This window comes from Pseudoalteromonas nigrifaciens (genome assembly GCF_002221505.1).
GTDB classification, from domain to species: Bacteria; Pseudomonadota; Gammaproteobacteria; order Enterobacterales; family Alteromonadaceae; genus Pseudoalteromonas; species Pseudoalteromonas nigrifaciens.
The window spans coordinates 414,939-439,210 of sequence record NZ_CP011036.1 but is presented as its reverse complement, the minus strand read 5'-3'; the positions used below and the strand labels follow the sequence as shown (position 1 = coordinate 439,210).

The following is a 24,272-nucleotide window of genomic DNA, read 5'->3' as shown; positions in this document are numbered from 1 at the left end:
ACTACGCCTTTTTAGACTCTGCTTTTTTCTGGAACATTCCACCCTTAATCAATACAGAAAATAAATAATAAATAGCTGGGTCTATATTTTCATTTTTATTAGTAATGCAATTTTTAAGGGCTGACAAATACCATTCAGTATTTTTGAAAATAGCATAAAAGTTCTGCTCAGAATCGGGAGGACGTCGGGCAATGCCTATTTCTTTATCTGCACCAAACTCATGCACACGTAACCTTTTACTTGCATCCTCATCCCACCAATCATCAATTGACTGAAGCGCTGCACCTATTTTTACAGAATTAAAACTTACAGCATAACGGCCATCTGCACATTTAGCTTTTACAAACTGTTTAGAGGCCTCTCCTTGCTTAACTTTGTCGTTAAGTATTTGGCTTGGGTAAATCTCTTGGCAAAATGAGGCTTCTATTTTCGCGGTTATATCGGCACTCCAAAACACATTAGGATCAGTTAATGCGCACTCAATTTCATCACTTAGTTCTTCCAATACTTTTTGAACATCAGAAGTCCATTTACTTTCCCAAGCCAGCTTACGAGTGTTATCGATTAAGTAACTATTTCCTTTACTAGTTTTAATTTCAATTTGAGTGTTACCCGTGTTTTGATTACGCCAAAGCCATGTACCTAATAAAATATTTCTGCAATAACGAGTGGCTAACTCTTTATAACCATCACACTCTTTAAATGTTTCTGCCAACTCTTTTAATAAAGAAAAAACATCTGGATCACTACAGCCTGAAGGGGCCAACGAGTTCGCTTGCACCCTCAAAGAAAACCGACAAAATATATGTTCCACATTTGGAGGTACATAACACTCTTCTAGAGTTAATATATTATTATGTGTTAAGTCCTGAGGTGAGATGTTTTTTGGTAAAAACTGCGGGGTGAATGCTTCAGTAAAACCATATTTAGGGCCTCTAATTTTATTAATATCAGCTTCTAGGGGAACAAAGTTAGAGTCAGCCGTTTTATAAAAAAACACAGCTTTACCAGGATAAAGCGAGCGATCATATTTTAATATATTACATAGTTCCATTGAGCACCTTCCGGTCAAACCTTTTTCATTAGCATAAACTTTTCTCGCGCATCTAGCATCCAAAAAGATGTTTTAAAATAATTGCTAATACCTTTTAACCTAATGCTAATGGCAGTTTCGTATTTCACCACTCCTATTGCTGGTTCAGCATAACAATGTAGTTTTTCAAGCGCTCCTACTCTAGCTTTGGGTTCAGTGAGTAATAAATATCCCATCATAGATGGGCTCAATTTAGAGTCATTATTTAATAATAAGAGTAGCTCATCTAAATCCTCTATTTTGTGGTCAGTTGGCATTACCCAACAACCTGATAAAGGGAGTCGCCTAAGCTTTTCAAACAGCTGATTTTCATTACTATACAAACAGCACCAATTTACGTTTGAAGTAAGCTCAGGCTGATGCATAACACCACCTGCAAAGTTAGATGGAAAATGCGCTTTCAAAATGTCGGGCTCACTATCTATAACCTGCAAATCACAATCATAGCCATCAACATGTACTATTAAATCAAATACCAAATCACAATATTTGCCATCAATAATCCCTGGGCGCTTAAGCTTATTTTGCTGAGCGCCTTGCAGGCTGAGTTCAGGAAGCTTTTTCCCTGCAACCGCAGAATAATCCCTAATAAACCAAGAGAAGGATGTGAACCGTACCTTTATCCCAAGCGCTTCATTAAGCTTTCTTTGGTAGCTATGAAGCATGCCCCAAACAGCAGTTAAAGATGGAACACCTGAGCAGTAAGGGTTCGATAACGCTTGTGCATCAAACACGCGTATACCGCTTAAATGTAAATAACGAAAATGTTCTTCATCTACTTCAATCGGTTCATTTTTTTGATCTGTAAGATTGATAAGGAGCCATTGTAAAGCTGCTTTCAAAGGGCTCATTAATTTAGGGTGAAACGCATACCTTTGTGTCATGCTCACACCCCCAAGCATTTCATTTAGTAACCTAAATAAAGGAATCGTTAGCGAAGGGAGTTCGTCGTCGGGCAGCGATAGTATTTTATACTCTAGTCGGTCTGAAGCACTCTCAAGCTGTTCTAAGTCATCCCCATTCTCAATAACGTCCAAGCGCCATTCAAATACAGGTGAAAACCATTCTAAAAGCGTGTTTCTCAGCTCTTTAATGTTTTTTACTTTTTGTTGTCTACGCTGTTTAAGAGCCAGCGCATTATTACTAAATATAATACCTTCTAAAGCTTTAATTAATTCCGGCTTTAATAGTGCCTCAACATTAAATACTGTTTGCCCATTATTTAATTTAAATGCTCGTGAGTTACTTAAACCATGATATTTACTTCGTATATAAGGAGGGTCATTAAGCACATTAACAACACCACCTAAGGAAGCAGCTAACATACTGACAGCAGCTGGACGGGTAAACTCTACATTGCTAAATCGAGCTCGTTTATCAATTGCCGCCTGTTGAATTCTTGATTGAACAACATGGCTAATTACAGGCGTAACAGCTAAGTAACCATCATGATAAGGCATTCTAATTTGGCGAGAGTAGCGGTCAACAGAGTCGGGAATGGCCTCTTCAGGCAATGATTTTTTAACGGTTACACATAAGCTTTTAAATGCCTTAACGGATAACCCTAGAGAGGTAAATGCGGCTTTCCAGTTATCCGAGTTCGTAGCTAATACTTGTGCCAGACAACTGACTTGATTTTGCCATTTAAAGTAACTAATAAATAGTTTAGCTACATTCACCTTAGCTGAGTCATGTGACCAGCCATAGGCTTTAGGGTAGTTAGCACTACTCAAAACATAAGAGTGCAGTAGTGGGGGCTCAACAGCTAAATTTTGCTTACTTACTCTAATATCAGGGTACTTTAAATTATGAGTATGAAACCACGCTATTTCCTTAATACATTTATTAATATGATCTTCACTTTTTAAAGCCTGTTTTGCTAATTGCTTATCCAGCAAGTCATCAACTTGGTTTTTTCGGTAAGTCAGGTTTAACAAAATAATCAGAGCTGTGGCTTCGCTGCCTGTTATATCAGTCATTGCCGTATAAGGGCTAAAAGCACGACGTAACAACCTATCTCGCTCAGTGATGTCTGTAATTTCTAACAGTTCTTTTAAATGCATATACTCACCATGCCGACAAATACATTCTAGCTTTATCATTTCCAAAACTAGTTTTGTACTCTATTACTTGCCTTAAAAAAAATACGCCCTTGTAAGGGTTGATTCGCTGGTTCATTTTATGACGAAATGCCGTTTGCAATATACCATCCTGATACAATCTATAAACCTGCTCTACTGAAGTGCCTAACAAAGTTGCAGCCTCCAATACACTTACTAATAAATCGGCTGCGTTTGGTTTTTTAGTTTTAGGATTACTCTCAACCAAAGTAACTAAATAATCTAATAGAGCCCTATAAATAAAGTGAAGTTCTCTCTGCATTTGAGTACTAGGGCAAGCCAAAATAGCATCACCGAAAATAAACTTAAACTCTGTTTTATTAAACAGATCTATTAGCTTCATTTCTGCATTTTTACTTAGTTCATCAAGCTCTTTATAAAAAACTGCTGGCCACATACTAAAATAGTCCACAGCGTCATCTAAACAAAAGTTATCTGTTTGAGAATACCGCCCCTGATACCAAAGAAGCGCAGCAGAGCATTCTGTAAGAGTAGTGTTGCTAAATAGCGGGTTGCTATCATTGCGCTCACTTTTATCCAGCAATTTATTTAAATGCTCAATGCTTAATGCATTTACAGGCGAGGTACTAGCGCAAGTTAGCTCAAAACCGCATGAACAATGAGTGATTGACTCATTTTCTATGTAGTTAATTGGAGCGCAGCATTCAGGGCAGTTATGAGCCAAAGTACACTGATGTTTAGTACATGCATCTACCCACTTTATGTGCCAGCTTTGTTTTATATAAGCTTCTTCTGCAAGACATTGTGGGCATACCGGAATCGAATCAACGGCTGCCTCGGCGTGATAACGAAAAAATTTCTGGGGAATATCTACGCCATTTTTATATAAGGCAGCTGAGGAGTTAAATTTAATATCTGACTTTAACAAAGCCAGTTTTTGTAGCTCGTATCGAGGTAAATCTAATAATGTTTCGAGTAAACCTAAAGCCCGCATCCTAAAGTGGCTATTATGCTTGGCGTGGTATACGTTGAGTCTTTTTAAATCTATCGGGAATGCACCATGCGCCTCAAAATCAAGCTCATGTAGCTCTTCGCGAATAGCTAAGCTTAGCTCTTGATACGAATCGAAAAAATTCTCTGAAACGACCCGTAATAAGTAACTTTCCAACGATTCGTCAGAAAATGCCCGAGCCTTGGGAGAAAATAGAAAAGTCATCCAACACCTTAAAACTTAGAGGTCCTAAGTTACAAGGTAAAGTCTTCTAGTAAAAATTACAAGTCGATATCATCACTAAGCATAACCAACCCCCCCACTTCAGAGAGTGGATACTAATTCAAAACAATATTTGAATATTATAAGAGTGAGGCTCAATATGTTGAACTACAAGAATGCCTCTATAACTCTTGTTCTAAGTGATTTAATTTGTATATTACTCAATGAACAACCTAAAAGCCGCTCATCATAAGCTGTATTGAGACCAGAAGATAAATCGCCTAAAATGAGTTTATCAATGTTCACTTTTAACTTACTACATGTGTCTCTTAGCGGTGGTTTAAAACGTCTAAATATGTCTTCTCCCACTGAAATTGAGTCACATTCCATATCAACATAAGAGCAACTACCTGGTATATCAATATTAATGCGCTCAGCAAACTCAACTAATCTTGTTTCTGCAAATGTGAATAACCAGGCGAATTCAATTTTACCTTTGCCAGACCTAAGAATGCGCCCTAGAACTTGCCTAAAGTACAATTCCGTTTTTATAGAACTTAAATGACAACAAACTTGTAGCCTAGGTATATCAGTTCCTTCACTGATCATACCAACACTAACAATCCACTGTTCAGTAGATGACTTAAATGAGTTAATCTTCCGTGTCGAATTATCATGCAAGTAAGTAACTATAGTTGACGTTTGATTAAATTCTTCAATTAATAGACTGTTTATCATTTCAGCGTGCTTAACTGAAGACGCGACAACTAGACCGCCAGCAATCGGGTTTGAATCTCTTATCTCCGACAATTTTAATACTGCTAACTTCAATAAATATCTAAGTGCGGAGTCATTATTAAGTACCTCTTGGTACGTTGATTGAGCTTGTTTAACAAATTCAGCTATAGACCCATATGTATCGTGACCATCCGAAATACTATTGCTATCAACTAAGACTATTTTTGGCTCTCTACACACGTTATCTCTAATAGCCTGAATCAAGCTGTATTGATAATCGCATATCAACTCACCTTCTGGGTTAGAATAGCTCACTAAAGCAATAGGAAGGGCGTCTGAGCGCCAAGGAGTGCCCGACAGCGCAAGCGTGTAAGTTGCAATATCCTGTAAATGGAAAACAACTCTCTCACCCCACGTATTGATTTTAGATTTATCTTGCGAGAATGAGCAGTGATGTATTTCATCAAAAATAAAAAATGTACGATACTTTCTAAGCCTATCCCAAGTACTTTCAGGAATAGAGCATAAACTTTGATAAGTCATTGAAGCACCTACAGCCGTAAATGAGCCATCAAACGAACACCCAATTATTTTTCCAAATGTTCTTTTGATATTATTAGCCACTTCAACCGATGGTGAAAAACAGATCACTCTGTCTATCATTCCCTTATCAAATAACGTTTTGGCCAATAAAGCTGCCATTATTGTTTTACCAGCACCAGGAGTGGCCTGACATAAAAAGTGCTTATCACTAGCAGTATATTTCTTTACTGCTAACTCAACACATTCTTTTTGCCAACTTCTCAGCATTGCGGAGCATCATTGTTCAAAGAAGCCAATATAGTGGTTAAAGCGTTAACTTTTCCTAATAACTTAGCTGAATTATTTTTAGCATCATCTAATGCAGAGTAGAACAAGCTAAGGTGCTCAGGGAATCGCTTTTGTAGGGCTTTATACTCATCAACTTCCCCTAACAAAATAGCAAGCTCAGCCTCAAACTGTTTCTTTTCATTCAATAAAGTCTCAATAAGCGGTGATGCTTGATTATCGATATTACTGGTACTTAGTTTCTCTTGCTCAATTACGGCCTGTTTCGCCACAAACGTGGCGTTATTGAACAGCCCAGTTTTAAAATACTTTTTATGGCGACCACTTCCTTTTGAATTTAAGAGTTCCTTCCGCTCAAGAGCTGTCGTTTGCCTATAAATGAATTTACGTGCCTCATCTATATCTTGATATGTATCAGTTACGGTTAATAACTCATCTCTGAGCTCGACAATTGTAAAACCATTGCACTCTTTTTCGATCAAAAGGGAATAAATGTGTTGGTTTAATTTAATAACTTGGGGCATTTCTTATACTACATCAATTAAGAAAACTTAGGGTTGCTAAGTATATAGAACAATGCAAAACTTAGAAATACTAAGTTTTATACTTGAGAGTGATTTTAAGAACATACCCACAAATTACACTTAGGATTCCTAAGTGTACAATCCATTGTAAAACTTAGACAATCTAAGCCATTAGAGACTGAAAAATGATACTTCTGTGTTCCAAAATCCAATCCCAATTAGACTCAAACAGGCCCGCGCTAAGTCAGGTATTACTCAAAAGCAGCTGGGGATACTTATCGGTATGGATGAAAACTCAGCGAGTGGTCGCATGAACCACTATGAGAAAGGCCGTCACATCCCAGACTTAGCAACCCTAAAAAAGATTGCTGATGAACTAAATGTTCCATTGAATTATTTTTTCTGTGAAGATAATACAACAGCAGAGCTTGTAATTGAGATCTCAAAATTAGATATAGAGAAGAAGTTCGAGCTAATCAAACAACTTAAAGCAACTGCAAAATAACGAGAATTTAGGGAATACACGACTTAATACTAATGCATACTTTAAACTCTATATTATAAGTGTAGAAGCCATCTACAACATATTGACTTTCATGACTATTTATCTGTGAGTATGTTGCTACCAGTAAAAAAATAAAATTTATAAAAGGAATTAAACTTGAAAGTTAAAATGTTCCCCGCCGAGAATGGGGATGCGTTTTTGCTCTGTTCTACCAATATCAACATATTAATTGATGGTGGTTATGCAAAAACCTTTGATAAATACATAAAACCAGACCTTGAAGATTTAGCAAGTAAAGGAAAAGTTCTGGATTTAGTCATTGTAACCCACATTGATGCTGATCATATTGGAGGAATAATTCGCTTTCTCACATTGAACGGTATTCAAAATCTGAAAAAAATTATCCCTATTAATAAAATTTGGCACAATAGCCTTCGAAGCTTGAGTTCACCTAAAAAGATTGATGTACCGCCTGAGGGCATCGATATTCTTAAAGCTATAATAAAACGCGGCCATCCCAAAGAATCAATTTTTAAATCTTCCAATATTGAAGAAATCAGTGCAAAACAAGGGTGTACACTCGCAGCTCTAATCCGTGAGGGTGGGTATCGGTGGAATGAAAGTAATGGATTCGATAGCATATGCGTTGAAGAATTTTCATTTAGCGAAACCTATAACGACTCAATAAAAGTTATAAACCCCACAAGAGCTAAATTACAAGAACTTTTACTATATTGGAAAAAAGAATTAAGGCGGTTTGGGCATTTAGACGATATTGGTTCTAATGAAATTATTGATGATGCATTTGAATTCAATTTTGAGCATCACCAAGATTCTAATATTACTGGACAAACATTAGTTGCAGCTGGCTGTAAAAATGAACTTAAGGATGTATACCGTCCAGATAGGTCACCTACAAATGCGAGCTCCATTGCAACTATCGTAAAACTCGATGGTGTACGCATTCTGATGTTGGCAGATGCTCTTGCAGAAGATATTTTGAATGAACTGATTAAAATGCAAGCTGATGGAGAGTCAATGCTATTTGATGCCATTAAGATATCGCATCACGGTAGTAATTATAATACGAGCCCTGATTTACTTTCAATTATAGACGCTCCTAAATACTTTATTTCGACTAATGGGGGTGGGAAACATAACCACCCTGATATAGAGCTTCTCCGTGCAATTGTTAATAGAGCAGCTGATTTTACGAGAACTTTATATTTCAATTACTCTACTGATGCTTCTAAAGAAATAAGAAATTTCCAAGCGACATACTCCAATTTCATTATTGAAGAAAACTTTACTGGCTGGATAGAGATTATAAAGGAAAAATCATGTTAGATGCTGAAGCTAAGTACGCAACATGTAAGGTTAATTGTGGAGGAGAGCAAGGAACCGGCACACTCATCACAAATAAAGTCGTGATGACTGCAGCACATTGCGTTAATAGTACAATAGACAATAAATTCACAATAGAAGTAGTCTTTGATTTTAATGATAAGCCTTTAGCGTTGGAAGCGCGAGTTATTGCTTATAGCTTAGATTTAGACATTGCATTACTTGAATTAGATAAAGATTGCGGTATACGGCCGATAAGTTTACGTAGCACATCACCAGTGAGCGGAAGCCGCTTCTTTTCATATGGATTTCCTGCTAATAAACTAACGATGGGCCATCGATTAGAAGGCAATCTAGAACAGGTTTTCGATAATTTCAAGTTAGGTTCTGATATAGAGATCAGTATAGATGCAGCACTATCTTTAGATAACTATCAAGGCTTTTCTGGCGCGGCAATTATTTGTGAGGGAGCATGTGTCGGTGTCATTAGAGTTTCAATCGAAAAAACTATGGGCGCTATTTCTATTTCGGCAGTTTATGATTTTTTGAATGAATATGGAATCCATATTAAGCCCGAAGAAACCCATAAGAAGAGCTCTCATCTTATCTCAAGAGAAATATTTATAGAAGAATTCGATAGCTTCGTTTGTTCACAAATAAATAAATATATATTTATTAAAGGAGCTCATGGACTTGGAAAGTCAGTATTCTGCGAAACTTACTCGCCTTCAAATTCAACCTTAGAAAAATTTGGTGCATATAGCTTTACCACAAAAAAAAGTTCAAAGAATGCTATTCAACTAGCTCAGCCTCAAGAGTTTTTTAATTGGTTAAATATACAAGTATCAATGTTAATAACCAGTAACCCTGGGCGAAAAGAAATACTCGATTATCAAAAAATAATAGATAAAACAGGTGAACTATTTATACAGTTGGCCGAGTTTTATACACTTAAGAACAAAGTTGGAATATTATTTATAGACGGGCTTGATGAAGTTGAAAGACAGGATGCTGAAACTCTTAACAAATTGATTGGATTAATGCCTGCAAGGTTACCACCAGGGTTAGTTATCGTTTTTTCTGCTCCTAATTATGACCAATTTGCCACACGTCTAGGTAACCGGCTAAGCAATGAGTCATGTATATCACTCCCTCCTCTTAATCATGAGCCTGTTCAAGCTTTCTGCTATCAGTCTCTTAGAGAAAAGCATTCTAATTCAAAAACAGTAAACTTAATCTGTGAACGAGCTCAAGGTCACCCATTATATCTGCATTATTTAATCGATCTTGCTAACTCTGGGACAAGTGCCGATGAAATTAAAAGCTTGCCCTTAATCGAAGGAAGTATCAGAAAATACTACGACATCATCTGGATGCAACTTAGGGAAGATAATGACGCTGTAAATTTATTAGCTATAGCCGTGCGTTTACGCTGGGGAATTCCTATCAGCCACTTCACTGATATTTTGAATTCACACGAGCAAGCAATACTAATCAGCACTCTTGGAAGAATGCAACACTTACTTTTAGATAATAGTGAGACGACAATATACCACTCTTCTTTCTCTGATTTCATTATTGAAAAAACACAGTTACGAGAGCGTGATATTCAATTACGATTAGCTAAACATTGCGAAGAAATGAAACTGAGGAGATATTGTTTACTAAACTTAATTTATCATAACCTAAAAGCTAAAGGAGCAGAAAAAACGCATGTAATGGAACTATGTAATCAAAACTGGGTTGATGATTGTGTTTATAACGATGTAGAACCAGATACTCTAATTGATGATCTTCATAGTGTTTTAAAAGTAGCAACTGAGCAGGGAAATTTGGTTGAAACAGTTCGTATTCTTTTATTATCTCAAAGAATCCAATTTCGCTATAATACATTACTTTCTCAATCTGCTGATTTAACAGCAAATGCTTTAATTTCAATTGATAAAAAGCAAGAGGTTATAAAGCATATAAGTCGGTATGGTCATTTAATTGTTTCATTTGATGAAGCGCTCTCTATAGCTTTAAAACTTATTGATTCAAATAATAATGAAGAAGCTCTAGAGTTATTAAATATCGTAGAGAGTCATTTAACAGAAAATCTTGAAGCGGTCTTTAAAAGTAATGGCTTATCCTATAAAAATTTCCTATATATTTATGATCTCCAAATACAGCAATTCCTTCTAAGAGTTCGTGCAGGACACCATAGTTCTAAGTTAGCAATTGCTAACTTTCAGCACCATTGGATGAACATAATTGACAAAACATCAGAGAATGAAGAAGCAAGTAAATTAATTCGCAGTGAAATGTTTACTTATATGCAAACGGCATCAATGTGCTTAATTGATCGTTTTATAACTATTTCCGAATTGCAAAAAGTTTACTCTGGACCATTAAATGAATTAGCTGAACCAATTGTATTTTCAGCGTATTATTACCAAATGTTATGTGAAAAATACGGCATAAATCAAAACATACTTTTACTAGAACAGGCCTTTTCAGATATTAAAACGTTAATATCTGAAGCTTGGAATGCTCAAATGAAAGTCCATCCCAATGTAGTTGATAGCTTCATACTTAATGGAGCACCTAGAGACATTATTATTGCTTTGTCTAAAGATAATAGCAGTGCACCTGCACCTATAAATTTCATTTCAAGTGACAGTGTTTTTGTCGATGAGGAGGCACTTAATGATGGCATGAGCGAGTGGAGAATGAAGGCATTTATTGAGGCAAATTTTCCGCGCCCTAATTTAGTTAAATTACATTCAGAAACATGGATCGTTGGAATTAAATCAACTCTACAATTAATAGCATGGTGTGATGGTTCTGCAAGACGCTTCAAAAGTACTGGTAATATAGCCAGCCTAGAATCCGTTTGGAACATTTTACATGTGGATATTTTAAATCAACTAAAATTTCGCCTTTCAGAGCGTGCTGAGTGGATAGATTCTTATGGATTACCAGAAGATATACTCCCATATATATACGAGTCCATAATCAAGTTAGTTAGTGATATTTTCCCTGAAAAAGCTTACGAAATTCTGAGCTTTATAGAAGGGCAATTTAAGCACCAGTGTGGTATTTACTCTGAAGGGTTTAGAAGGATTCTTAGTGAGGTTTTAGATATTTTTACTAGATCAGGATTAAATTTAGAAGCTGAAGACAAAGCTTTTGACCTGGTTGAACTTTGGCTAAAATTTGTAATTCCCAACCTAAAAAACAGACACGAATTGGTTCCTGACTTATTGAAAATAATACCATTATTTACCAAGTTAGGTGCAACTGAAAAGGCCGCTGAAACTTATCGACTGGTCTTAGCATACTCAATGGGCCCTAATTGGTATAAAGAAGACCAATTAGGATTAAGCATAACAGCACTTAAATCGCAGAATAGTGAACTAACGTTACCATCAGGGTCGGTAAATCAAATCGCTGGATTGCTAGATGCAGCAGGCGGTGAAATGACGTTTCAACGTTATGTTAGATATGCTAAACGCGACTTTTTATCTGCTTTATGTTCACGCAGTGACTACCTCAATGCCGTGAACTACTTTATAAAACAGACCTACGGAACAATATACCAAATGTATCAGGATGTAACTCACGATGATATTGATAGAGTATCAAAGTTGAGAGGGACTCGCTTTCCAGGTACTGCACTAGATGAACAAGATTCAGTTCTTGTTATAATTGAGTCCTTAGCGCCAAATGCAGACTGGCAATTATGCTGGGCGTTATTAGAAAGCTACCAGTTTGGCGACTCTCGTTATATCACTCGCTTTGCTGAAGTTTATGGGTTGTTGATCGATAAAGTATCAGAAGATGATAAATCAATGTCTCTGATAATAGATAGACTGGAGATTATTTGTGAATCTGAATTTTCAAATAAAAGTAATTGCTCTGAATTTATTGCATCTATTGCTCCATTCATACCTGAACAATACAAAAATATATTTGAAGATAAATTTTGTGAATTATTGGCTGTATCCAGCACAGGAAAATTCAAAGTTCAAACGGCTGAAGAAAAGAAAGATAAGGTTGATAATATAGGTAATCAACAAGCTGAAGAAACTTCTGACTTACTCTATATGCCTGGAACTTTTGGTCGAAAAGATTCGATAGATGAAGCTGCTACAGCTTTCTCTAACGCTGAAAGGTTTCTACGACGTCAAAATTACTCCGAGGGACAAAAAGAAATAATATCTGGACTAAATTCGATTCAAACTGCTGGGTGGCCTATATGGGCTGGGCAAATGTCAGAAAGTGTAGTTGCACAATCTTTACTTTTAGAAACTACAAACTCAGTCACTAACTTAATCAAGCTCTATTCTCCTTTAATACTAAATGAACGCTATGCTGATAATTGGCGAATTGCTGATTGTTTAATAAAATGGTTAACTTCTCACTCGTCAGATAATGAACAATTAGAGCTTATTCGAGTAACTTGTGAACATACTAAGCTAATGGTTGGTAATATTAACGAAGAAACTGCTATTTTTAGTTCTCATGATAATATGAAAGAATCATCTAATTGTTTAGTTACTTTACTTCTTCATGCAATTGAGCACCCAAGTTGGCAGCGTCGTGAAAAAGCGTCAGATATGCTTATTTGGTTATCACAAAGTTTTTCTAAATTTGTTCATCTTTTTGGAGCTAAAGCTTTTACAATGGATAGTGGCGCTCATCCTGATCTTATTTGTGGGGCTCTTGAACAATTATCTTCATCATCTCCGAAACTTTGGGAAACTTTATCTAAAGAGCTAGATTTTTGCTTCATAGAAAAAAACTGTAAGCATCTAGGAAGGTATTCAGTTTTAGTAAAACTAGCCCGTGATGCAGCATCAAAAGAGTTAGAATCAGCTGAAGAAGCTCTAAACACATTAATGACTCGTTTTGATTGTGTGGGTGCTGACAAAGATAAGAAAAACTATATTGAACTACCATCATGGGCGGAATGTATAAGTGACAAATGGGAAAAATTAAACTCGCTAGGCTTTTTAAGTACGGGTGTAGTAACTGAAGCTGAATCAATACTAAAAGTGATTTGCTCATCATTTTCTGCAAATATAAGCTTAGAGTTGGAGCAATTGCTAGCAGAAGGTTATTATGGAAATGTAAAAAATCCAGTTCGCTGGCAAGATAAAGTCTGTTTCGTACTTCAAGTTGCACTACAAAATTTTAGAGATGAATCAGATTACAAAAAAATTGAAAGTATTTTTAGAAAATATAACCCTTCACGTTTAGATAACTTAAGAGTTAAAAAATTTAAATCCCCTGCTTTACATTGGCTAGAATCTAAAAAGATCAGTCCAATGCAAGAAGACATTATTTTCTTAGACTATTGCGAAAGAGTTTTTTTTCAAGGAAAACTTCGATTAGTTAGACTTACAGCATACCTTTCTGATAAACCTAATGAAATATCCCTACCCTCGGGGCGGTTTTTATCAGTAGATAAGCCGATGTTAGATAATACAAGCTTGCTCGACACTTGTGCTAATGTTAGCCCTTTACCTGCATATTTCGGTAGTTTTACACCTGCAATCCCGACTACGGATTTCATGAGAAATACAAATTCAAGTAGCTCTAGTATAAAACGGGCTTGGTGGAGATCAGGAAGGCTAAAAGATACTTATAAGGGCGCCCCTTCGCATGAAGGATGCTTTTTATCTATTAAAGCTAGCTCACTTCAATTACCTCAAGGATTCAAGTTAATTTGGATTTTTGAGTTAGATCATAAACCTGTTAGCATCATTTCTTTTGGATAAAAAAGACTATTTATGAATTTTGAAACATACGATACACCAAGAACGAGGTTAGAGTTTGAATTACGTTTTCATTATTTGCACTCAACCATGAAAAAAGGAAAGTTTTCTGTGAGCGCTGATGTATCTATTGAGGGCATTTTAAATGTAAGAAAACTACCAAATGGGCGAATTGACTTCCTCAGTGTTAATGAAAGTGCCCGTCTTCACGCAAATACTGTTTTTCATATGCGTAATTTTAAACCTCCAGAATAAAATAATTTTTCATAATTAGCTAAGTTAAATCTCAAGAAAGTATAGGACTGAATTTATTGGCTTCATTTTAAACTGAATGCAACAAGAATCTAAGGAAGTAGAGTTTTGATCGATTTTTCTACCATTAATGCTTTTAATAAAGGACAAAGAGAATCTTTTGAAGATCTAATTTGTGTGCTAGCTCGCCGTGAAAAACATGTAAATGGAGTAGATTTCCAGCCTAACAACGGTAGTGGAGGTGATGGTGGCGTTGAGGCTATTTGGCTTTTAAGTAATGGAAATAAAATAGGTTATCAAGCAAAATTTTTCCTATCAATAGGTACCTCTCAGTGGGCGCAAATGGATGAGTCAGTAAAGCAAGCCTTAAAAGTCCATCCTGAGCTACAAACTTATATTTTTGGGTTATCAAAAGATCTTACTCCTGAGAGAGGAGTAAAAGGGAAATCTCAAAGAGAAAAATGGGATAGCCATGTTATTAAATGGACGAGCTGGGCAAGAGAAAAATCTATCACGGTGGAGTTTAAACTTTGGACTGAGACAGATCTACGAGAAATGCTTCTCAGAGATGAAAATATCAATTTGGTTAAGTATTGGTTCGGGCAAGATGTTTTAAATGATTATTGGTTTACTCATCAAGTCAACCATGGAATAAAAGCATTAGAGGATCGCTTTAACGCTCGAGAACACGTTAGTGTTGAAATTGAAACTCTCTTTGATTTTATAGCTCGCACTGATAAAGCTAGGGACGAATTAATTAATGGTTTTAGAGAGTTTAAAAAGTCTAAATTGCCAATTATTGAACCTTCATTACCAATACGAACCCCCGCGCCTGAATTACAGGATCAAATACTTCAAGCATGGAATGAAGTTGTAAAATGTAAGAAAAAAATAACAAAGGACTTTAACCAAAAATGGGATATTCCTGCCATATTAAAAAGTTTAGATTCTTTTAATACATGCTTTTATATTCTTAAAAATCATTTCGACTCTTTTGATAGTAAAACCGATAGATCACTATTAAAGAATACTTTCGATAGTCTAAGTAAACTTTCTTCTTCGTTTAACTCATTAAACAAGCTTCTTTGTGACGTTAAAGTAAAAGCTGAAACCCATCAGTGCGCATTAATTCATGGGCCTGCTGGGATTGGAAAATCTCACGTACTAGGTCTTGTTGCAGATAAGAGAATTCAAGCAGGCTTACCAACAGTATTACTTCTAGGTCAAAGCTTTTCAAACTCTCCTTTTTGGGAGCAACTAGGCTCCCTTTTAGGACTAGAGGGTCGAACACCTGATGATCTATTAGGCATATTAAATTCAGCTGGAGAGAGGATTGGTGAAAGGTGCCTTATCTTAATTGATGCAATTAATGAAGGTGTAGGTTCATCATACTGGAGAAATCACTTAAATGAGTTTATTAGCCATATTAAAAAATACCCATTCCTAGCTATAGTTTTTTCATGTCGTGAGGAGTATTTACCATATACCATACCCAATTCACTTACAGTCGAACTTCCGAAATTACCTGTTAATGGCTTCAGTTCCTTTGAAGAAAAAGAAGTAGCTGCAATTAATTATTTGGATAAAAAAGGAATTGCCAGACCAAATACCCCATGGTTATCGCCAGAGTTTTATAACCCTTTATTCCTTAAAACTACCAGTGAGGCTTTAAAAGCAAAAGGTTTAAATGAGTTTCCTCGTGGTTTAAGTGGTATATCCAGTATCATGGCTCTTTATTTAGATGCGCTGAGCTTGAGAACAGGATACAAGTCACTGCATAGTGAAGATATTTCAAAATCTATAAAGCAGTGTGTTGTTGACTTCTCAAAGCATATGGCAAAAAATGCTTGTGATTATGTTGAGCTTCAAGAAGCAACTAATATCGCAGCTACTAGCTTTATAGGTAGGGTTCCGCCTGAAGGTAAAACTTGGTTAGAAGTACTAATCAATACAAGTTTATTTCGTAAAGACCCACCTCCTTTTTCAAAAAACATAGATCCATTTAGCCCCCCCTCAGAATTGATACGATTTTCATTTCAAAAATTTCAAAATCATCTTATGGCAAAAGCTTTAGTTGAAGAAATAACTGTTGAAAATCAACACTTAGCCTTTAGTAAGAATGGCACTCTTAATTTTTTATTTCACGGAAATAATTTAGATGATGGTATAAAATACCAATATGCTGGTTTAATTAGTTCACTATCTACTATATACCCTGAGCAGCTTAGCTTAGAATTTTCTCATACGTTACCAAATTGGGAAAAACATTGGCACAATGAGCAATTACTTCAGAAGGGTTTTGGAGAAAGTTTTAAGTCTAGATGTTCTGGCGCATTCACAGACTCAACAAAAGAGTTGCTAAATCAACTTAACGAAAATCACATACAATATTTTGAGATTATTCTAGAAGTTTCCTTGATGATAGAGCATCCATTTAATGCTTTGTCCTTACATGAAAAGTTAAAACAGTATCATATGCCTGAAAGAGACAGTTATTGGACTCGCTGGATTAATTGGGCATCAAAAGAAGAAGGCAGTCAAATTAACCGATTGGTTTCTTGGGCTCTATCTGGGTCGAAAGATACTAATACTGTTCAGCATATTGAATTGGCATCTCTAGTTTTAGCTTGGGCGTTGACATCATCTCATATAACGCTAAGAGATAAGGCTACCAAAGCCTTAACTAACTTATTTTTGTCACATCAAGACAGCTTTATTTATCTGTTAAATAAAATGCATGATTGTAATGATCCTTATGTTGTTGAGCGGCTTTATAGCGCTGCATTTGGATCATGTTGTATTGATCAAAGCTTTGAACGACTTTCTACTTATTCACAAGAAGTATACGTAAAGTGCATATTCCGGTGATGGTGAACACCGATTCCGGTTTTATCGTGAACACTTAAATTCCACGCATTGGGTTCATGACATTTTTAACCTAAGTGTTCACGATGGTCAATTTTAGATTGAATTTTTCTCATAGACTCCCCCTTTAATTTTATCCGATGAGCATTGTGCATTAGTCGATCTAAAATGGCATCGGCTAAGGTATTATCGCCGATGGATTGATGCCATTCTTCGGTGGGTAATTGACTGATGATGGCGGTTGATGAACTGCCGTGCCTATCATCCATGATCTCCATTAAGTCATTTCGTTGTGCCGCTTTAAGTGGCTCAAGCCCCCAATCATCTAAAACGAGTAAGTCGATCTTAGCGAGTGACTGTAACATTCGACTGTAAGTGCCATCTGCTTTGGCTTGTGTCAGCGCAAGCATCAACCTTGAGAGTCGGTAATATTTAACGCTGTAGCCTTTCATGCATCCTGTATGCGCAAGCGCACAAGTGATATAGGTTTTACCGCTACCGCAAGGGCCTGTGATGAGTAAGTTTTGTGATTTATTCAGCCAATCACATTGCAGTAGCGATGCCATCATCGATTGATTGAGACCTCGCGGGTGATGATAATCTATGTCTCTGGCGTTAGCGGCTAATTTAAGTTTTGCCGCTTTAAGTAAGCGTTGTTGTTTTCGGCTCTCTCGGTCTTGGGCTTCACTGTCTGCTAGCAGTTGTAGTCGCTCATCGAAGGACAACCCTTCATAAGTACTTGGTTGTTCTATTTGGCTCACTAAGGCGTTGGCCATACCACTGAGTTTGAGTTGACGAAGCTGAGTTATCGTTTGTTCTAACATAGAATTTCCTTACCTTAATGGAAGCTTTTAGGACCACGGATATTTTCATGGGATTGTGGCAATAACGTCGACGGCTCTTCTTGCGTTCGCGGCAATTTATCTTGGTTGCTACTGAGTATGTCTTTGATATGTTTTAACCGATATAAACTGTATTGATTGGCTATCGCACAGGCGTTATTGAGCCGATCGGCGGGATAGCTTCTTGATAGGTTGAGTAAGCCTAAGCACACACGATACGCTTGTTCTTCATGTTGTTTCTGTGCCAATTGTGCTTTCACCCAGAGCAAAACGTCATCTCCAATATCTTTCGCCCAATTCATTAAACGCCCTGGTGACCATTTATGATGCTTCTCATGCTTTACAGGCATGTGCTCGGATGTGGTGGTCATGCCCGGATGATATTTTCTCGGGTGACTGGTGATGCGTTTATGCTTGAAATAAGCCTCAATCAAGTTGTCTTTGGCATGAAGTTCAAGCTTTTCACCCACCAAGTGATGGGGTACCGAGTAAAGATGGTTATCATACTGAACGTGATAATCAATATTCACTTTGACGTGTTTAATATCCGTGAATTGATAAGCTAGTTTGGGCATGGGCGCGAGGGCGGGTTTGTCGATTGACTCGAACCATGATTGTCGTGTCCCACTCAGTTGCTTAAAGGGCTTATTATTGACCTCAAGCAGTAAGGCTTTGATGCAATGGTTTAGCTCAGCTAATGAGAAAAAGGTTTGGTGTCGTAACTTGGCGAGTATCCAGCGTTCAATGATTTGCACGCCCACTTCGGCCTTGGCTTTATCTTGTGGTTTTCTGGGACGAGCAGGCACAATCACGGTGCCATAATGCGCGGCCAATTGCTGATAACTCGGGTTAACATCAGGGTCGTAGCGACACGCTTTACTGACACCACTGCGTAAATTATCGGGGATAACCATGTCAGGTATACCGCCGATAAATTCAAATGCTCGCACGTGACTGCCGATCCAGTCGGGTAGACTTTGGCTCCAGGTTGCTTCACAAAATGTATAATTTGATGCGCCCATCACCGCCACGAATATCTGGGCGAACTTCACTTCACCCGTCGCATTACAAACAATGGGCATCGTTTGACCCGCATAATCGACAAAGAGTTTTTCTCCTGCTTTATGCACTTGTCGCATCGAACGTTTTTGCTTTTTAAGCCAGGTCATATAGCGATCGCAGAACTGAGAATAGCTGTAACAACGATTCGGATATTGCTGAGTATATTCTTCCCAGAGTAAGTTCTTGGTGACGCCTTTGCCCGTTAATTCTTTTCGAATGGCTGGCCAATCTGGCACTTCAAATCGCTGGGATGGCCGAGTGTCGGCGCGAGGATAGAACTGACTAGCAAGCACAGAATCATCAAGCTCGTCGGGCAGTGGCCAACTTAACGATAAAGCTCTGGCTTTAGTGAGTAGTTTTTGAATACCACCGACACTGATCTTAGTGCTGGCACTTATTTTTCTGACACTGAGTTGGGCAGCAAAATGTAGCCTCAACACTTCTCGAATTTTACGCATTGTGATCCTCTTAGTCGCCATATCCCTTCCTCAGTAATACAAAAAGGAAATAGCTTAACAAAGTAATTAATAATCAATGCGTTGAAATTGTACTGGTTTGGTGTGAACACCGATTCCGGAAAATCAGTCAAAAGTGTTCACGATAAAACCGGAATGAGCGTTCACGCTAAAACCAGAACGGGTGTTCACGATGGGCCGGAATCACTGTTCACGATGCTCCGGAATATGCATAAAGTTTTTTGCTAATGTTTCGCCTTCGAAAGCCTTATTAACTAGAGACTATGCGTTAGGAATAATTGAAGTAGCTAAAGTCAATAATGCATTCTGTAACAGCTTATCCATAGAAAACTGCTTCCCCCCATTTAAATCTGAGCTTCCAACTTTTAATTTAAAAATCGAAGAAGTTGAAAGGTTAGCTGAAGTTTGCGGTGGTAAGGATATTTTTCATTCAGCTTCGAGTGAATGGGGAGATTTTGGTAAATACTCGATCCCAGGCAAGGTAGATGTTTTTTTAACGAGCCAGCTTGATTCACCTGCACCTATTTCATTTGAAGAACGAAAAAAATTATTTATTGAGAATATAATCAAGCCGTTCGGTGAAAGAGTCACTGCTTTGAATGAATTTGAAAAAGTAAACCTCTTGATCAATTTGTTACCATTCTCAGCATTCCATGAAGAGAGTGAAGAAGAAAAACGGTTAGAAACTGAAAAAAATGAAAAGTTAAAGCACTTAGAAACTTTGCTAAATGAATTTGAAATATCAAAACTTCATAATGAGTATTTAAACGAGCAAAGAAATGATGAATTTGAGAAACTTGATGTTCAACAATGTCGCCTATGGATAACAAAAAGAGCTTATGAGCTTGGTTGGAACTCTAAGTTATTTAACAATGACGGATATGGTACTAGTCATAATCGGCATGAAAATGATCTTGAGAGGATAGGTAAAAAATATCAACGTATTGCCTTGGATGAGCTTCAAGCTCGATTAGCTGATAACTATTGGGAACTTCAAGGCTGGCCAGAAAAACCCTGTATATACAAATACAGCCATCAGAACTTTCGCCGCGATTATGAGCCGACTATTTTACCTTTAAAAGAACAAGTAAAAACACAAAACACTAATAGTTGGATGACGGCACCAAACATAGAACTTCCTAATGTAGCTGAAAAAGACTTAAAAGCATGGCCATTTAAAGAAAACCCTACATTATTTTTTGAGCAAAACTTTCTTAAAGTTGATGAAAGTGGAAACTCTTGGTTTACTTTGTATGAATATAATTCAGATAAGCAAAGGTACAAAGAACCTAATGTTGGCGAGCATGGACTCCGTTTTGAGGAGTTCAGGTTTCTTTATTGTGTATTTGTAGAAAAAAATGAAAAAATGAATTTTATAAATTCACTCAAATCACAAAATAAAATTGATGGCCATTCATTTCGACCAGTTGAGTTTACCGATGGTCCTTATTTATTAGAAGCATTTTGGCGCTCCACTTGGGAGTCTGGTAAATTTTCTGAAAACTTATTTCACAATGATAAAAGTATTGAATTTGCAATACCTGCAACAAGGTATCTTTGGGAGAGCCATTTAGATAAATCACTTCCTGAAGGTTTTACTATCCACATGCCACAAAAGTGGCTCGCGGAAGAACTTAATCTTTCAATCTCAAAAAGTGACATAAGCAAATGGGTAGATAAAGATAATAATGTTGTTTTCCAATCAATGGATAATACCGATGACAGAACTGCAGTTTTAATTAACCAGGATATCTTAAGTTCTTACTCTAATAAATTTAACATTGAACCTGTTTGGTTAATGATTTCAGAACGAAGTGCATTTCCAAATGGTAGTAATTCACATTTTTGTGGTAGACGTTCTGAAGGTATCGCGTGGCTCGAGGAAGGCAACTGGAAAACGTTCAAATGGAATAGAGATACGAAACGTTAATTACTAACTTACTTTGAAAATTCGACTAAATTCAAACCCAAATAGAGTAAGACTCTAATTATTATTCATGACAAATTACGAGACGTTAATATGGAAAAATGTAAGTTCTGTTTAGAAGATAAAAGTAGTTTGCAGATATCTCATATCATCCCAAAGTTTGTATACAATTGGATGAAAAAAACTGCAACAACAGGAAGAATGCGAGACGGGAGAAACGTTAATCAGCCAGCTCAAGATGGATATAAAACGCGTCTTTTATGCTCATCATGTGAAAACGACTTTTCAGCTTATGAGTCATATTTTGCTAACTTTGTATTCATGCCGCTAACTAAAAATGACGGTTTCATTTCCCATGAAGAAATCAATTGGCAAAAATTTAATATGTTCATTCTCTCTTTATTATGGAGAGCTACATATATTATGGCTAATACCAAAGAAACAAATAAGGAATATTACGAGAGTGAAATAGAGGAGTTCAATAAATGTGCTAATGCAATAAAAAAAGCATTTAAGCATAAAGAAAGCCTTCCTTTTAAAACATTTTTTGTGCCCCTAAATAAGCATAGCTATCAATCAGGTGTGATTGATATTGAAGATTATGTTTACTTTGAACGCTCCATAGCAATAAATTTACGTGTTGATGATGAAAATAATCAGGCATCTACTTTATATATAAAGTTACCGTATATTTTAATTGTTTGTGAGCTATTGAACTTTAAGAGTAATAATTGGCAAGGGTTAGAGTTAAATAAAGAAGAGAACTTCAATAGCCCAGACTCTAAGGTACCAAATCATGTTGAAAGTTATCTTAAATACAATTGTACGTCCTGTTACGAAATAGCAAGTGAAATTCCTGATAGTCAAGTCGATAAAATAATGAAGATGGCTTCAAAAAAAACTTCATTAGAAAATGGGACTGCTACGGCAATTTTAAAAAACAGAAATAGAAAAAAGTATTCAAGTTAATGATAAAATATTAAATCACTTGGGCTCCACTGAACTAATACAACTAATAATACAACTGAACACTCTGTAAATCTTTTAGCCCCATTTAGAAAAACGGATTCCAACATTTGAATGCCTTAATCAAGCCTGGCTAGTATAGCTTACTTTTCTATTGCGAATTTTCGACCTGTAAGCATATCTTCTGGGTCTAATGCATTTGGGTTATAAGATGAGTTTTTGATCACCTCATAAATTTCAATATCTTTAATATCTTGTTTAAAAGGATTTTTTAATTTTAGTTTTTCCTTATCATTAAAAAAATCAAACTTTTTATAAGCAGTAATCAAATGTTTGTTTTCAAGATACTCATCGCAACTCAATGCTAATTTTAAAGCCTCCAACAGTAGATGTTTAAGTGCTCTATTTTCACCTCTACAAGCTGCAAAAAGCGCCGTAGCGGTATGCCTACTTTCAAGCTTAGGCGGCGCATCAAATGGCATTTTCTTCGCTAGACCCATTAAATATTGGCGAAAGTACTTGCTGTCGTTCTTTAAGCTAAAGTATTCGAGTTTTCTTTTTCTAACTAAGCGAGAAGCCCATTGAGGTTCTTCAGCTATTTTTGCAGCCCAAGGCATACCAACCAGTACTATTGGCACTTTGGCTTCTTCACTAATAAACTTTAGCCCATTTGCGATTTGTTGCCGTTCTTGTACGCTTTTGAACTCTATTAACTCCTGAAACTCGTTAATGATGAGTAACTCAACTTGAGCTTTAATTAAGCTTTCTACAAGCTTTTTAGTAAGGTCGGTTTTGTAGCCTCGCTTTTTAATTTGACTACTTCCAAATAGCTCCAGATCTGCTAGCATTTGGATTAAAGTAGCATCTAAGCCTTTTCCCCTAGATATACGGCTTATTAAAACTGGCATAGTGTTTCGGCTATAATTCTGTGTAGCTAGAACTCTTTTTTTATAGTGATTAATGGTATGGCTTTTTCCAACTCCTGTATCACCAATTAATAGCATACACTGTTGGTCTGTTTGGAATTTACGGTTTAATCTCAATTCATCAAAGTCATTAAAAATTGTTTTAATTTGCGGGTGCATAACGATGCAATCGCTAAAGTTGTACAACTGTTCTATCTGTATTTCTGTTAAGACATTCATTCAAATGCCTCTAAGTCATCATCCCAATCATCAAATGTATCGTTAACTATATTTTTTTGCACCGGGGCTGTTTTTTCTTCAGAGATTTTAATAGTCCCTTTACCTGTATTACTTACATCGGCTATTTGAGCCTGCTTTTTAACAGCTGTGATCTTGCTTTTAGTTTTTGATGCGATAAAAAACTCTTGCTCTTGTTTTACTCGCTCATGAATAGCCATGCGAGCTTTAGATAGCCCTAAGACGTCTTTAGATTCTCTTATAATTTCTCTGTTAATTTTTTTTATCATTTTATGCGCATAAATACTTAACCCATCCGTATAACCGGTAGGATCTGTACACGGTACTTCTAGGTAGCTTTCAAGCTCTTCTAAGTAAACATAAATTTTTGAGATGTCATCTGGGTCGACTTTAATCAGTTTCTTTACAGTTTCTTTTGTTTGCGGATAATGTTTACGGTAATCAGCTAAAGCAGTCGAGTCATACATTAGCTCTTCAAACTTTATACCATTTCTAGCTAACGTTCTTGAGTCTGAAATGCGCATTAACATAGTAAAACGCGCTTCATCTTCTTCATTCATAGTTAAAGGAGGATAGACATCATATCCTTGTTGCCACTTCTTGATTGGGATATCGGAGTTTTTCAAGTTAG

Annotated in this window: 16 protein-coding genes; 7 read left to right on the top strand and 9 right to left on the bottom strand. The window is 36.6% G+C overall.

Going from position 1 to position 24,272, the window contains the following annotated elements; all coding sequences use genetic code 11:
* Position 1: 1 nt before the first annotated feature.
* From csy3 to PNIG_RS02000, 5 genes are all read right to left on the bottom strand, one after another.
* Positions 2-1,054 carry a type I-F CRISPR-associated protein Csy3 gene (csy3, locus tag PNIG_RS02020; protein ID WP_089367675.1) on the bottom strand — a complete coding sequence of 351 codons (1,053 nt, stop codon included), beginning with the start codon at positions 1,052-1,054 and terminating at the stop codon, positions 2-4.
* A 14-nt stretch (positions 1,055-1,068) separates the two neighbouring features.
* Positions 1,069-3,156, bottom strand: coding sequence for a type I-F CRISPR-associated protein Csy2 (locus tag PNIG_RS02015; protein ID WP_089367674.1), 2,088 nt, complete (start codon positions 3,154-3,156; stop codon positions 1,069-1,071).
* A 4-nt stretch (positions 3,157-3,160) separates the two neighbouring features.
* The gene (locus PNIG_RS02010; RefSeq protein ID WP_089367673.1) at positions 3,161-4,390 is read right to left on the bottom strand and encodes a TniQ family protein; all 1,230 of its coding nucleotides are present in this window, start codon (positions 4,388-4,390) and stop codon (positions 3,161-3,163) included.
* 165 nt (positions 4,391-4,555) lie between these two features.
* Entirely contained in the window at positions 4,556-5,935 is a 1,380-nt protein-coding gene (locus PNIG_RS02005) for a DEAD/DEAH box helicase (RefSeq protein ID WP_089367672.1), read from the bottom strand.
* Positions 5,929-6,477, bottom strand: coding sequence for a hypothetical protein (locus PNIG_RS02000; RefSeq protein WP_089367671.1), 549 nt, complete (start codon positions 6,475-6,477; stop codon positions 5,929-5,931). The genes PNIG_RS02005 and PNIG_RS02000 overlap by 7 nt, the downstream gene beginning before the upstream one ends.
* A gap of 196 nt (positions 6,478-6,673) precedes the next feature.
* Between PNIG_RS02000 and PNIG_RS01995 the strand changes: the two genes are divergently transcribed.
* From PNIG_RS01995 to PNIG_RS01975, 5 genes are all read left to right on the top strand, one after another.
* Positions 6,674-6,982, top strand: a complete 309-nt coding sequence (locus tag PNIG_RS01995; RefSeq protein ID WP_089367670.1) for a helix-turn-helix domain-containing protein — start codon at positions 6,674-6,676, stop codon at positions 6,980-6,982.
* Positions 6,983-7,138: 156 nt separating this feature from the next.
* The gene (gene avs1a / locus PNIG_RS01990) at positions 7,139-8,329 is read left to right on the top strand and encodes an AVAST type 1 anti-phage system MBL fold metallo-hydrolase Avs1a (protein ID WP_089367669.1); all 1,191 of its coding nucleotides are present in this window, start codon (positions 7,139-7,141) and stop codon (positions 8,327-8,329) included.
* Positions 8,323-14,091, top strand: coding sequence for an AVAST type 1 anti-phage system protease Avs1b (avs1b, locus tag PNIG_RS01985; protein ID WP_089367668.1), 5,769 nt, complete (start codon positions 8,323-8,325; stop codon positions 14,089-14,091). Before avs1a ends, avs1b begins: the two co-directional genes overlap by 7 nt.
* A gap of 12 nt (positions 14,092-14,103) precedes the next feature.
* Entirely contained in the window at positions 14,104-14,343 is a 240-nt protein-coding gene (gene avs1c, locus PNIG_RS01980) for an AVAST type 1 anti-phage system protein Avs1c (RefSeq protein WP_089367667.1), read from the top strand.
* Positions 14,344-14,448: 105 nt separating this feature from the next.
* Entirely contained in the window at positions 14,449-17,208 is a 2,760-nt protein-coding gene (locus PNIG_RS01975; RefSeq protein WP_089367666.1) for an NACHT domain-containing protein, read from the top strand.
* Positions 17,209-17,273: 65 nt separating this feature from the next.
* On the opposite strand, the gene istB is transcribed toward PNIG_RS01975, so the two are convergent.
* Positions 17,274-18,029, bottom strand: coding sequence for an IS21-like element helper ATPase IstB (istB, locus tag PNIG_RS01970; protein ID WP_024603886.1), 756 nt, complete (start codon positions 18,027-18,029; stop codon positions 17,274-17,276).
* Positions 18,030-18,043: 14 nt separating this feature from the next.
* Positions 18,044-19,588 carry an IS21 family transposase gene (istA, locus tag PNIG_RS01965; protein ID WP_024600838.1) on the bottom strand — a complete coding sequence of 515 codons (1,545 nt, stop codon included), beginning with the start codon at positions 19,586-19,588 and terminating at the stop codon, positions 18,044-18,046.
* Positions 19,589-19,757: 169 nt separating this feature from the next.
* Here istA and PNIG_RS01960 point away from each other — a divergent pair, with 169 nt between their 5' ends.
* Together PNIG_RS01960 and PNIG_RS01955 are read left to right on the top strand one after the other, a co-directional pair.
* Positions 19,758-21,515, top strand: a complete 1,758-nt coding sequence (locus tag PNIG_RS01960) for a hypothetical protein (RefSeq protein ID WP_089367665.1) — start codon at positions 19,758-19,760, stop codon at positions 21,513-21,515.
* 90 nt (positions 21,516-21,605) lie between these two features.
* Positions 21,606-22,481 carry a hypothetical protein gene (locus tag PNIG_RS01955; RefSeq protein ID WP_089367664.1) on the top strand — a complete coding sequence of 292 codons (876 nt, stop codon included), beginning with the start codon at positions 21,606-21,608 and terminating at the stop codon, positions 22,479-22,481.
* Positions 22,482-22,621: 140 nt separating this feature from the next.
* On the opposite strand, the gene PNIG_RS01950 is transcribed toward PNIG_RS01955, so the two are convergent.
* On the bottom strand, positions 22,622-23,623 hold the full coding sequence (locus PNIG_RS01950) for a TniB family NTP-binding protein (protein WP_089367663.1): 1,002 nt from the start codon (positions 23,621-23,623) through the stop codon (positions 22,622-22,624).
* On the bottom strand, positions 23,620-24,267 hold the full coding sequence (locus tag PNIG_RS01945) for a Mu transposase C-terminal domain-containing protein (protein WP_244181054.1): 648 nt from the start codon (positions 24,265-24,267) through the stop codon (positions 23,620-23,622). Before PNIG_RS01945 ends, PNIG_RS01950 begins: the two co-directional genes overlap by 4 nt.
* Positions 24,268-24,272 lie beyond the last annotated feature (5 nt).

What these genes read in the sequence shown, in the direction of transcription:
- PNIG_RS01950 (WP_089367663.1), bottom strand. Translation starts at nt 23,623, where the DNA reads ATGAATGTCTTAACAGAAATACAGATAGAACAGTTGTACAACTTTAGC.
- PNIG_RS02000 (WP_089367671.1), bottom strand. Translation starts at nt 6,477, where the DNA reads ATGCCCCAAGTTATTAAATTAAACCAACACATTTATTCCCTTTTGATC.
- PNIG_RS01955 (WP_089367664.1), top strand. Translation starts at nt 21,606, where the DNA reads ATGGAAAAATGTAAGTTCTGTTTAGAAGATAAAAGTAGTTTGCAGATA.
- istA (WP_024600838.1), bottom strand. Translation starts at nt 19,588, where the DNA reads ATGGCGACTAAGAGGATCACAATGCGTAAAATTCGAGAAGTGTTGAGG.
- csy3 (WP_089367675.1), bottom strand. Translation starts at nt 1,054, where the DNA reads ATGGAACTATGTAATATATTAAAATATGATCGCTCGCTTTATCCTGGT.
- istB (WP_024603886.1), bottom strand. Translation starts at nt 18,029, where the DNA reads ATGTTAGAACAAACGATAACTCAGCTTCGTCAACTCAAACTCAGTGGT.
- PNIG_RS02010 (WP_089367673.1), bottom strand. Translation starts at nt 4,390, where the DNA reads ATGACTTTTCTATTTTCTCCCAAGGCTCGGGCATTTTCTGACGAATCG.
- avs1b (WP_089367668.1), top strand. Translation starts at nt 8,323, where the DNA reads ATGTTAGATGCTGAAGCTAAGTACGCAACATGTAAGGTTAATTGTGGA.
- PNIG_RS01960 (WP_089367665.1), top strand. Translation starts at nt 19,758, where the DNA reads ATGGGCCGGAATCACTGTTCACGATGCTCCGGAATATGCATAAAGTTT.
- PNIG_RS02015 (WP_089367674.1), bottom strand. Translation starts at nt 3,156, where the DNA reads ATGCATTTAAAAGAACTGTTAGAAATTACAGACATCACTGAGCGAGAT.
- PNIG_RS02005 (WP_089367672.1), bottom strand. Translation starts at nt 5,935, where the DNA reads ATGCTGAGAAGTTGGCAAAAAGAATGTGTTGAGTTAGCAGTAAAGAAA.
- avs1c (WP_089367667.1), top strand. Translation starts at nt 14,104, where the DNA reads ATGAATTTTGAAACATACGATACACCAAGAACGAGGTTAGAGTTTGAA.